Here is an 11,559-nt window from a genome sequence, read left to right on the forward strand (position 1 = left end):
GAGGTGCGGCGGTTTGCCAGGCGTCCGGGGCCGGTGGGGCCTGGGGGGTGCCTGCTAGTGGATCGTTGGACGGCGGCGCCTGGTCCGGCGGGTACGCCTGTGGATGGCCGCCCTGGGCCGCCGGCGCGTGCGGGGGCGCACTGTGCCGGGCCGGAGGCCGCTGGGGCGGTTGCGGGGTCTGGTCTTCGTTCTCAGCCAACGTTGATTCCCTTGTAGGCCTGACTCTCGGCCGCCCTCAGATCCGGCCGGTTGGTGGGGATGTCGCTGATGTAAGCGACTGCAGTGCCGTCACCGAGGTCGAAAACGGCCACCGTCAGGGTAAGCACCCGGGCGGTCAACTTCGTCGACTTCGCGGTCACCGTCTGCTGGAAGTACCAGCCCGACTTGTCCGAGCGCTTCACCGCACCGTTGCTCACGGTCTTGAAAGTCACCGGGATGTCGCCGTACATCGAGTTCCGCAACTGGATCGACAGCGCCGCCGCGGTCGCCTTCGGGTCACCGTTGAAGCCGGACCCGGTGCCGAGCGCTCCGACGAAGATGTCGGCGTACCAGTCGTTCTTGCCGTCGAAGTTCTCCTGCAGCAGTACGTACTGCCCGCTGGAGTTGAGCAGCTGCGCCACGAGTCGCTTCCGGTCCGACCACGGCGGGTTCTGCCGCGGGAACGAGATCGCGTCCGACGAGATCCGGCCGCCCTCGTGCAGCTTCGGGTTCTTCGACTGCCCGGGCTTGGTGGTGCTCTCGCCCGTCGGCTGGTTCGTCGGCTGGCTCCCGGTCGGCTGGTTCGTCGGCGTCGGGTCCGGCCCCGCCTTCTTGTCGTCCCCGGACGTGATCATGAAGACCGCCGCCACCACCAACATCACCAGCGCAACCCCACCACCAACCATCAACGGCAACTTCGCCGAAGACCCTCCACCCCCACCATTCGACCCCTTCGCCTTCCCCTTCCCTTTCCCCCCACGCCCGCCGGCGCCCCCCTCAACCTCCCGAACCTGCCACCCCTGCTGCCCACCCCAGCCCTCACCCGACGTCTGCTGCGCAGCCCCCTGCGCCCCCCAAGCCCCGTCCGCGCCCTGCTGCGCGCCACCCTGCGAACCCCAGCCCTCGGCGCCCGCCTGCTGGCCCGAGCTTTGCTGTGCACCCCAACCATCAGTCGCGCTCTGCCCAGCCCCTTGCGCACCCCAACCGTCGGCACCCGCCTGCTGTCCGGAGCTTTGCTGTGCACCCCAACCATCGGCCGCGCTCTGCTGGCCAGCGCCTTGCGCACCCCAGGCCTCGGAACCTGCCTGCGGCCCGGCACCCTGCGCACCCCAGCCCTCGGCACCCGCCTGCTGGCCAGCGTGCGCACCCCAGGCCTCGCCCGCGGAATGTTGCTCGCTGCCTTGTTGGGCGCCCCAGACCTCGGTTCCCGCTTCTGGCTCGGAGGTCTGCTGGTTGCCGCCCCACGACTGGCTGGTCGCTTGCTGCGCGCCGTCACCCCACGCGTCGCCAGCCGCCTGCTGCCCGGCGCCTTGCGTACCCCAAGCGTCGGCACCCGCCTGCTGGCCCGAGCCTTGCTGAGCGCCCCAACCTTCAGTCGCGGTCTGCTGCCCGGCGCCTTGCGCACCCCAGGCCTCGCCTGCGGTCTGCAGCTCGGTGCTCTGTTGCGCACCCCAGGCCTCAGTTGCGTGCTCTTGCTCGGAGTTCTGCTGGTCGCCGCCCCACGACTGGCTCGCCGCCTGCTGTGTGCCGCCACTCCACGCGTCGCCGGCCGCCTGCTGGCCGCCGTCTTTCTCAGCGTCGGCAGCCGTCTGTTGGTCAGCACCCCAGCCGTCGGCAGATGCCTGGCCCCAACCGTTGTCGGTGCCGACCTGCTCACCAGCCGCCTGCGACTGATTGGCGGCAGTTTGCTCGTGCCCCCAGCCAGACGCCTGGTCCGGGCCAGCCTGCGCACCCCAAGGCTGCTGTTCTTGTGCCTGCTCCTGACCAGCCTGTACGCCCCAGCCCTGCTGGCTCTGCGCCTGCACGTCATCCGGCTGTGCGCCCCAGCCCTGCTGGCTCTGCGCCTGCACGTCATCCGGCTGTGCGCCCCAGCCCTGCTGTACGTGCGTGGGCTCGTCGGCTGCCTGTGTACCCCAGCCCTGCTCGGGCCGGTTCTGCTCGGCGTCGGGCTGAACACCCCACGGCTGCTGGGCCTGGCCGGTCTCCACGCCCCAGCCTTGCTGGGTGTGTGCTTGGTCAGCTTCAGTCTGCTGGCCCCAGCCCTGCTGGTCGTCGCCGGGCTGAACGCCCCAAGGCTGCTGGCTAACCTGCGCCTGCTGCTCGCCAGCCTGCGAGGCCCAGTGTTGTTGGTCCTGGGCTTGCTGGTCGGTGGTTTGAGGTGCCCACGGTTGTTGGCTTTGCATCTGCTCGTCTGGCTGTGTGCCCCAGTGCTGTTGGACCTGGGTTGACTGCTCGTCGTCCTGCTGGGTGCCCCATGCTGGGTGGCTTGGTGGCTGCTGGGACCAGCCGTCTGGCTGGTCGAGGTCTGCGGACTGGGCTTGCGGGATGGCCGTGGGATCGTCGGAGAGCTGCGCGTCCCAGGGCTGTGGGTGCTCCTGGGGTGGTTGCGTGTCGGGGTCGGGGTTGCTGGTGTTCGGGTGTTGGGTCCAGCTGACGTCCGACCAACTCTGTGACTCCTGCGTGCCGGGTCCTGCAGCAGCACCGGCAGCGGCGCCGGCTGCCGTGCCGTGAGTGGCTGCGGCGGCTGTTGTGCCTCCTGCGGCCTTCTCCGGAGTTGGGGCGAGTTTGAGGGTCCAGCCGGTTTGTTGCTGGTTTGGCTGGGGCTGCTGGGGTGTGGCGGCAGCGGGCTCGTCGGTCGGCTCGTTCAGGACCGGCTGTTGTGTCCAGTGTTCCGGGGGTGCCGGTGCGATCACCGGCGCGTCCCACGTTGCCCGGGCCCGCTCGAACGGGGTGCGCGGATCCTCAGCACCCTGAGCCGCGCCGGCACCCTGAGCCGCGCCAGCAGCCTGAGCCGCGCCTGCACCCTGGGGTGCCCCACCGTTCGATGTCGGCTGGTGGGGGACGGCTGTCCAGCCTGACTGGGGGGACCATTCGGACTGGGTGGGCGCAGGGTCGGCCGCTTCGGTGGGAGTTGGTGTGGTGCTCGCCTCACTCGCGTCCGCGGCCGGGGTGGCGTGCTGGGTGAGGTCTTCCTTTTCGGTGCGGTTGGTCCACTGCTTCCCGTTCCACCAGCGGATGGTGTTCGGCTGGCCCGTCGGATCCGGGTACCAGCCAGCGGGAGGGTTGCTCATGCGTTCACCGTAACTTCGGGTCGTGTCAGCAGGGCCGGGATTTTCCAGCCCTCAGACACCGTCCTCCTGACCCAGGCTGAAGGCCGCCTCCAGGTCGTGTGTCGAGTACGCGCGGAACGCGATGTGGGTCTCGGTGCTCACCACGCCGGGCACCCGGTTGACCTTCTCGGGGATGACGGTGGCGAGATCGTCGTGATGGGGGACCCGGACCATCGCGATCAGGTCGAGCCCACCGGTGACGGAGTACACCTCGCTGACGCCCTCGATCGCCGCCACCTGCTCGGCGACCTCCGGAATCCGCGCGACGTCGGCCTTGATGAACACGATCGCGGTGACCATGCCGTCCTCTCCTCGAATCACACCTCAACCCGCTGAAGCATAGTGCCGCCGACCCCCAAACCCGGTCTCCACCGGTACGACGAACGCCGGTACGACGCACCGACCACGGCCGGCCGTTCCACCGCTCAGCCCGAAGACACGTCAGCCGGCTCGGACGGGGCCCAGCGGGCGGAGCCGGCGGCGGCGCTCGGTGGGGTGGTGGTGCTCCTCGGAATGCGCGTTGTCGAGGCGGGTCAGGTGACGGCCGGCACCGCTAACTGGGCAGGTCCAGGTGCCGTCCATCTCGACCAGGCGGATCCCGGGTTGGTCGAGCCAGCGGAGGACCAGCTCGATCTCCTCGGGGGAGGCGGACGCGACCGGGCCGATGCCGGGCAGGACGGTTTCGGCGGAGGCGCGAAGCATGTCCAGGTAGCGGCGCGGATCCGTCCCCCGCGGGCTGAACCCCGCGGCCGCCAACCGTCCGCGCCGGATCACGTGCAACTCCCACCCGCCGTCGTCGGTCCGCCGGGCCGCGCAGATCTCCGCGCACCCCGTCACCGACGCCATCCGCTGCATCCGCGCCGAACTCCGTACGAAAGCACTCAGCCGATCCCGCTGTACGGCGGCATCCTCGAACCGCTCGTCCGCCGACAACACGTCGATCCGCCGGTCCAGCGCCTCGACCACCGGGGTCGGATCCACGGTCAGCGCCGTCCGCAGCGACGTCACGAACTCGCCGTACGAATCCATCGAGATCCGTCCGTCGCAGGGGGCCACGCAGCGACCCATCTCGGCCAGCACGCACGGCGACAGCTGCGGATGCCGCGACATCCGCGCGGTGCACTGCCGGATCGGGAACGCCTCGTGCAGCGCGGCCATCGCCCGCTCGGCCGTCTTCCGCGAGCTGAACGGGCCGAGATAGCCGGCGTCGTCGTCGCGCACCTGTTTGACCAGCGACAGTCGCGGAAACGGTTCGACGGTGACCTTCAGCCAGTGTTGCCGTTCCGGGAACTTCGACCTCCGGTTGTACCGCGGCTTGTGCTCGGCGATCAGCCGCAGTTCGCGGACCTCGGCCTCGAGTGACGTACCGCACTCGATCCCGCGCACCCCGGTGGCGATGCCGATCATCTCGCCGATCCGGGTCCGGGTCTCGGACGCGGTGAAGTACGACCTGACCCGGTTCCGCAGGTCCTTCGACTTGCCGACGTACAGGACCTCGCCGCGGTCGTCGGTGAACAGGTACACACCAGGTGCGTGCGGCAACGTTTCGGCCAGGTGCCGCTTCGCTCGCACGGCCGGCGCGACCCGGGACGAGAACGTCTGCAGGTCCTCCAGCGTCTGCACGCCGAGCGAGCCGACGCGCTCGAACAGTCCGTGCAGTACGTCGACCGTCGCACGGGCATCCGACAGGGCACGGTGGTTCGGCGTGGTGGTGGCCCGGAACAGCTTGGCCAGTGTGCCGAGTTTGCAGTTCGGGGCCTCGTCCGGCGTGATCACCCGGCGGGCCAGCAACGCGGTGTCGACGACAGCGAAGTCGGGCCAGTCGTACCCGTGCACGAGGCTGTCGTGCTTGAGGAAACCCATGTCGAACGGCGCGTTGTGCGCCACCATCACGCAGCCCTGCGCGAACTCCAGGAACGCGGGCAGCACCGACCCGATCCGGGGTGACGAGGCAACCATCCCGTTGGTGATGCCGGTCAGTACGGCGATGAACGGCGGAATCGGATCGGACGGGTTGACCAGGGTCTGGAACTCGCCGATCACCTCACCGGCGCGCACCTTGACCGCGCCGATCTCGGTGATCCCGGACTCACCCGGCGCGCCGCCGGTCGTCTCCAGGTCGACGACGCAGAACGTGACGTCGCGCAGCGGCGTGCCGAGGTCGTCGAAACTCGGTTGCACACCACGAATCGGCGTCAACTGGTCCGGAGCCGGGCTGGTCATGGCAATGACGCTAAAAGCCGCCACCGACAATTCCGCAGGTGACACGCGTAAGAGTCGACTAGGCTCTCTGTATGCGTACACAGGCGACTACCGCGAAACCGGCCCCCGGGCCGGGGCGTTGTGGTCTGCATCACTGGCCCAGCGCTTCGTGCTGCCAGACCGTCGTTCGGGCCGGACTGCGGACCGGTGACTGAGGCAGGCACCGCCGCGAGCTCCGCCGCTACCTCTTTGCCCGAACCGGTCCGGCAACGGGTTCTCGCCCTCGCCGCGCAGGCTCTCGGCCAGTTGCCGGCGTCCGACATCCCGCCGCCGCTGCGCCGGTTCGCGAGTTTCGCGCCGGCCAAACGGGCCAAGCTCTCGGCGTCCGTCCTCGGTCCGATCCTGGAGACCGACGAGCACTTCCGCCGGCTGGCGGCGTTCCAGGTACGGCGCGAGCACCCGGAGCTCGGCGATGCGGTCGCCGACGGCGTACCGGTGCCGGCCGCGGACCCGGTCGAGGTCGCGGCGCTGGCCTACCTGCTCCGCCCGGACGACTGGGAACAGCACCTCGCCGCGGCCGCCGCGCAGGTGCCGGCCGAGGCACCGCGCGCCGCCGAGGAGGCGGTCAGCAGGCTGTCCGACCAGCTCGACCAGGCGCGGACCGAGACCCGGCAGGTCCGCGAACGGCTGCGCGAACAGGTCAACGAACTCAAGGCCGAGAACGTCACGCTGCGACGCAAGCTCAACGAGGCGCGCCAGCGGATCGGCGGTCTCCAGACCGAGCTGGAACTGCGCACCACCGAAGCCGAGACGGCCGACGAGCGGGTCGACGCCGCCCGCGCCGAAGTGGACCGCGAGCTACGCAAACTCCGGGCCCGCATCACCGAACTCGAAGCAGTCGAACACGCAGCCCGTCGTACGGCGGGACAGGAACGCGAGCTCGCGTCGACGCGGACCCGCCTCCTGCTGGACACGTTGCTCGAGGCAGCGAGCGGTCTCCGCCGCGAGTTGGCGCTGCCACCCGGGGGAGAGCTGCGACCGGCCGACACCGTCGCCGGGATGGAGCCTTCGGCCGCACCGATCGGGCGTACGGCGCCGGACGACGACCCGGCGTTGTTCGACGAGTTGCTGGCGTTGCCGCAGGTGCATCTGATCATCGACGGCTACAACGTGACGAAGACCGCATGGCCGAACTCGCCGCTGCATTCGCAGCGTCAGCGGTTGGTGACAGCGCTGGGGGCACTCGTCGCGCAGCGTCGCATCGAGGTTACGGTGGTCTTCGACGGCGCCGAACTTTCGGGCCCGGTGCAACTGAATCCGCCGCGCGGGGTGCGGGTCCGGTTCAGTCCGGCCGGAGTGATCGCCGATGAGGTGATCCGGCAACTGGTCCGGGCCGAGCCGCCCGGCCGCCCGATCGTGGTCGTCTCGACCGACCGCGAAGTTGCCGAAAGCATCATCGCGATGGGTGCCCGGTCGCTCTCGGCAACCACTCTGATCAGCCGCATTGCCCGCGCCTGAAGGCGGGTAAGCCGCACAAATTGTCGGCGGGGGTCTCTAGCGTCCTTCTCAGCCGGATGCAAGTCCGGGTGCTTCCCCACTTTGGAGGACGTTGTGCTGATCGACTGCGACGCTTGTGTGATGAGGGGTCCGGGCTGCCAGGACTGCGTCGTCACGGTGGTATTGGGCTTCTCTGCCGAACGGGCCGGCACGCTGCGGATCGACGACGACGAGAAGGCCGCGCTGGACGCGCTGGCCGAGTCCGGTCTGGTGCCACCGTTACGCCTTGTGCACGCTGTCAGTAGTGTCCACCCCGACACTGCTGCAGAAACCCCTGACGGGGAAGGCGAAACGGCCGTTGGGTCGGGATGATCCTTCGTTAATTTTGGATCAAACCCGAGGGGCGAATTGCACTGGTCACGAAACGGTCACTACTGTTACCTCTCGTTGCCTCAGGGTGTCGGCCGATCAGACCGACCGGGCAGCACGAAGCCGATGGGTGACCCGCCGGGTTCCGCAGCGTAAGTACCGTTGCGGCCGGTGTGGTCAATGGGGACGGCGCGAGCAGAGGAAGGGACCGACCGGGCTGTGTCCACCGGACGCATCAACCGCACCAAGGGAATCGCCCTCGCCGCCATCACCAGCACCGCAGTCGTTGCGGGCGTGATCTTCATCCAGACGAGCGCGGACGCTGATCCGGCGCCCAGTCTGGACCAGGCGAAGAAGCAGGTCGCCGCGCTGCAGCACAAGGCCGAGGTGGCCGGTGAGTCGGCCAACGACCTGCGCGGGCAGATCACCGCCTCCGGTGCCCGGGTGAAGGCCCTGCAGACCGCCATCGCCAAGCAGCAGGCCCAGGTGGACGCGGTGAAGCGGCAGATCGGTTCCCTCGCGGTCGCCGGGTACCAGACCTCCGGGATGACGACGACGGCGCAGTTGCTGCTGTCGACGAACCCCGACCAGTTCCTCAGCCAGGCCTCCACCGCCCAGGCCTTCGCCGGCCAGCAGAACTCGGCGCTCCGCAAGTACCAGCAGGCCCAGGGCAAGCTGGGCGATCTGCAGGCCAGCGAGCAGACCGAGCTGTCCGCACTCCAGGCCGTGCAGGCGCAGCAGGACACGCTGAAGAAGCAGATCCAGACCAACCTGGACGCCGCTGAGAAGGTGCTCGACAAGCTCAGTGACGAGGAGCGGGCCCGGATCCAGGCGGAGAACGAGAAGGAAGCCGAGGAGGCGAAGGACGAGCGCCCGAGCCGCGACGGCGACCGGATGGACGACCTGCCGGTGCCGGCCAACGGCCGCGCCGGGACTGCGGTCCAGGTCGCGATGGCGCAGCTCGGCGACCCGTACGTCTGGGGTGCCGAAGGCCCGAGCTCGTTCGACTGCTCCGGCCTGATGCTGTACGCCTGGGGCAAGGCCGGCGTCTCGCTGTCGCACTCGTCGAAGGCGCAGGCCAGCGAGGGCCGCCGGGTCAGCAAGAGCCAGTTGATGCCGGGCGACCTGGTCTTCTACTACTCGCCGATCAGCCACGTCGGGATGTACATCGGCAACGGCCGGATCGTGCACGCGAGCCGCCCGGGCAAGCCGGTGAAGACCGACCCGATCGACCTGATGCCGTACAACACCGCGGTCCGTCCGGGCTGAACCGCACCTTTGTCATACTCATCGGCTCCGGGGTCTCACCCCCGGAGCCGAGTCGTTTCACCACCGTCCGAGTGCTCTACTGTCAGAGGAGGCACGTAGTGTCCCGCCTGACTGGGGCAGGTGAGCAGCGAGAGGCCGAGGTGATCGACGAACAGGGCGACACGGTGCCCCTGCCTGTGGTGCCGCCCGCCCCGCACCCGGAGACCGCCCAGCGGGTCGATGGCGGGCGCCGGATCCCGCCCACGTTCGGTCCGATCGTGCGGAAGGTCGCGCTCGGCGTGGCCGTCTGCCTGGTCGCCGGAGCCGGGTACGCCGGTCTGCGCCAGATCGCCGACGCGCCCGCGGATCCAGGTGCTCCGACCACCGCGCAGTCCCCGCAGACCTCGACGACCCCGGACGAGGCCGCGGAGGGTGTACGGCGGGCCAGCGTCGGCGGAGCGGTGTTGCAGGAGATGTCCACGGCGGTCGAGGACGGCAGCCGGTCCGCGTTCCTCGCCACCATCGACCCGAAGGCGACCGAGTTCCGCGAGAGCGCCCGGACGATCTTCGCCAACCTCGGCAAACTCCCGATCGGCAGCTTCGAGCTCCGCTACGTCAGCGACGACACCGGGGCGCTCACACCCGAGCGCCAGGCCGCGCTGGGCGGGAGCGAGTCCTGGCTGGCCCAGGTCGAGGTCTCCTGGCAACTCAGCGGGTACGACGCCAAACCGGCTCGCGAGACCCTGCCGATCACCTTCGTCACCCGCGACGGGACGACGTACGCGGCCTCCTTCTCGGAGCGGTTCGTGGCCGGTCAGCGGCGGCCGGTGTGGGCGCTCGGCCCGATCGACGTGGCCAAGGGCGACCGCAGCCTGGTGATCAGCCTTGACTCGGAGGCGGACGCGGAGAGCTATGTCTCCGCTACCGATCGCGCGGTCGAGTCGGTCAGCAAGGTCTGGGGCCGAAGCTGGCGCCAGAAGGTGGTCGTCTATCTGCCCGCCAAACAAGCCCAGATGGAGTACGTGCTCGGCGCGCAGCCGAACACCTATACCCAGATCGCCGCGGTCACGATGGCCGAGCTGGACACCCCACAGGTCGGGGCGCCGGTGCGGATCGTGGCGAATCCCAAGCTGTTCGACGAGCTCGGTAAGCAGGGTCGCAAGATCGTGCTGACGCACGAGACGACTCATGTCGCGTCGACCGCTACCGCCTCACCGGTACCGTTGTGGCTGGCCGAGGGGTTCGCGGACTACGTCGCGTTCACCGCCGTACCCGTGCAGGACGAGTCGGCGGCGAAGGAGCTGTTCAAGGCGATCCGGGCGGGTAAGGTGCCGACCGCGTTGCCGGCGCCGGAGGCGTTCGCTGCGTCGTCCACCGAGTTGCCCCAGGCCTATGAGTCGGCCTGGCTCGCCTGCCGGCTGATCGCCGAGCGGGAGGGGACGAGCAAGTTGGTGAAGTTCTACCGGGCCGTGCATGCGTCGAAGAGCCCGACCGGTCTGGCCGACGCCTTCAAGTCCGTGCTCGGCATGACCGAGCAGGAGTTCGTCGCGGAGTGGCAGCAGTACCTCAAGAGGCTCGCCGGTGTCTGACGCGGCCGCACGGTGGACGCCACCTGCGGTCGCCGTCGTCCTCGCTGCCGCACTCACCGTCGTCATCGTCGTCACCACACCATGGCACCTGATCGACCTGCCCGCGCCTGACGCGACGCTGGACTTCACCGCGGCCGAGATCGCCCGCCAGAACGCGTTCCGGCACGAGTTGTTGCCGTGGTCAACCACCTCGTGGGTGTTGTCCGTGCTGGTCCCGCTGGCGATCGGGTTCAGCCCGCTCGGCCGCCGCCTGTACGACGCGATCCGCATTCGCCGCTGGTACGTCGCCGTACCGCTGCTCGTGGTCGGTCTCGGCCTGCTCACCAGCCTCATCACCGTGCCGACCGACGTGATGGCCGAGCGGGTCACCCGGAAGTACGGCTTGTCGGTGCAGGACTGGGGGTTGTGGACCCGCGACCGGGCGGTCAACTGGCTGCTGATGTCACTCGCGCTCGCGGTGATCGCGGTCGGCCTGATCGGGCTGGCGAAACGCTGGCGCACCTGGTGGTGGTTGCCCGCGGCAATCGCCGGTGCGGTGCTCGTGCTCGGGGTGTCGTTCGCCTATCCGGTGCTCGTCGAACCGCGGTTCAACGAGTTCACCTCGATGCCGGCCGGCGCGCAGCGCGACGACTTCATGAAGCTGGCCGCGGACGACGGCGTGCCGGTCAAGGATGTGCTGGTCGCGGACGCGTCCAAGCGCACAACCGCCTTGAATGCTTACGTTTCCGGCTTCGGGTCGACCCGGCGGCTGGTCGTCTACGACACGTTGCTGAAGGATGCGCCACCCGCGCAAGTGCGGCTGGTGGTCGCGCACGAACTCGGTCACGCCGCGGAGGACGACGTACTGCACGGCACTCTGATCGGCGTGCTCGGCGCTGCGTTTGCGGTGGTCCTGCTGAGGTTGTTGCTCGGGGCACGGATGTCCGATCCGCGCCGGACCGCGTTGCTGCTGGCCTTGATCGCCGCCGGTACGACGCTGGCCGCCCCGGTGCAGAACCTGGTCAGCCGGCGGATCGAGGCCCGGGCGGACCACCACTCGCTGCAGTTGACGGACGATCCGCGCAACTTCGTCGCGATGCAGCACGACCTGGCCGTGACGAACATCTCCGGGCTGGACCCGGCCCGCTGGCGGTACTGGATGTTCGCCAGCCACCCGACCTCACCCGAGCGGATCGCGATGGGCCGGGCCTGGGCAGCCGAGCACGGCACGTCCGTGCCGCCGTTGGTCCAGCCATGACGGTATTGATGCCACGCCTCCGGCGCGGCGGGTCATGGGGCTTTGACTCCCGGCCTTCCCTCGTCGCTCCAGTCGCTACGCTCCCTGCGCTCCTCAGTCCAGGCCGGGA

General features: G+C 69.4%; 9 protein-coding genes. 6 read left to right on the forward strand and 3 right to left on the reverse strand.

Annotated features, from left to right (window positions below; genetic code table 11):
• Nucleotides 1–191 precede the first annotated feature (191 nt).
• Nucleotides 192–884, reverse strand: coding sequence for a PT domain-containing protein (locus ACGFIF_RS03215; RefSeq protein ID WP_393150858.1), 693 nt, complete (start codon nt 882–884; stop codon nt 192–194).
• 285 nt (nt 885–1,169) lie between these two features.
• Here ACGFIF_RS03215 and ACGFIF_RS03220 point away from each other — a divergent pair, with 285 nt between their 5' ends.
• A complete protein-coding gene (locus tag ACGFIF_RS03220) occupies nt 1,170–2,426 on the forward strand; it encodes a hypothetical protein (RefSeq protein WP_393150860.1) in 1,257 nt (418 codons plus the stop codon).
• An 894-nt stretch (nt 2,427–3,320) separates the two neighbouring features.
• On the opposite strand, the gene ACGFIF_RS03225 is transcribed toward ACGFIF_RS03220, so the two are convergent.
• Both ACGFIF_RS03225 and ACGFIF_RS03230 read right to left on the reverse strand, forming a co-directional pair.
• Nucleotides 3,321–3,608 carry an Lrp/AsnC family transcriptional regulator gene (locus ACGFIF_RS03225; protein WP_393150862.1) on the reverse strand — a complete coding sequence of 96 codons (288 nt, stop codon included), beginning with the start codon at nt 3,606–3,608 and terminating at the stop codon, nt 3,321–3,323.
• Nucleotides 3,609–3,749: 141 nt separating this feature from the next.
• Nucleotides 3,750–5,531, reverse strand: coding sequence for a DEDD exonuclease domain-containing protein (locus ACGFIF_RS03230; protein WP_393150865.1), 1,782 nt, complete (start codon nt 5,529–5,531; stop codon nt 3,750–3,752).
• 186 nt (nt 5,532–5,717) lie between these two features.
• Between ACGFIF_RS03230 and ACGFIF_RS03235 the strand changes: the two genes are divergently transcribed.
• The 5 genes from ACGFIF_RS03235 (at nt 5,718) to ACGFIF_RS03255 (ending at nt 11,450) form a co-directional block, all read left to right on the forward strand.
• Nucleotides 5,718–7,028, forward strand: coding sequence for an NYN domain-containing protein (locus ACGFIF_RS03235; protein ID WP_393150867.1), 1,311 nt, complete (start codon nt 5,718–5,720; stop codon nt 7,026–7,028).
• Nucleotides 7,029–7,121: 93 nt separating this feature from the next.
• Complete coding sequence (locus tag ACGFIF_RS03240; RefSeq protein ID WP_393150869.1) at nt 7,122–7,379, forward strand: hypothetical protein; 258 nt, start codon at nt 7,122–7,124, stop codon at nt 7,377–7,379.
• Nucleotides 7,380–7,595: 216 nt separating this feature from the next.
• Nucleotides 7,596–8,645 carry an NlpC/P60 family protein gene (locus ACGFIF_RS03245; RefSeq protein ID WP_393150871.1) on the forward strand — a complete coding sequence of 350 codons (1,050 nt, stop codon included), beginning with the start codon at nt 7,596–7,598 and terminating at the stop codon, nt 8,643–8,645.
• Nucleotides 8,646–8,743: 98 nt separating this feature from the next.
• Nucleotides 8,744–10,213 (forward strand): hypothetical protein, encoded by a 1,470-nt coding sequence (locus tag ACGFIF_RS03250; protein ID WP_393150873.1) that lies wholly within the window; start codon nt 8,744–8,746, stop codon nt 10,211–10,213.
• Nucleotides 10,206–11,450, forward strand: coding sequence for a M48 family metalloprotease (locus ACGFIF_RS03255; protein ID WP_393150875.1), 1,245 nt, complete (start codon nt 10,206–10,208; stop codon nt 11,448–11,450). The genes ACGFIF_RS03250 and ACGFIF_RS03255 overlap by 8 nt, the downstream gene beginning before the upstream one ends.
• Nucleotides 11,451–11,559 lie beyond the last annotated feature (109 nt).

It is taken from the genome of Kribbella sp. NPDC049174, assembly GCF_043197365.1.
Taxonomy (GTDB): domain Bacteria; phylum Actinomycetota; class Actinomycetes; order Propionibacteriales; family Kribbellaceae; genus Kribbella.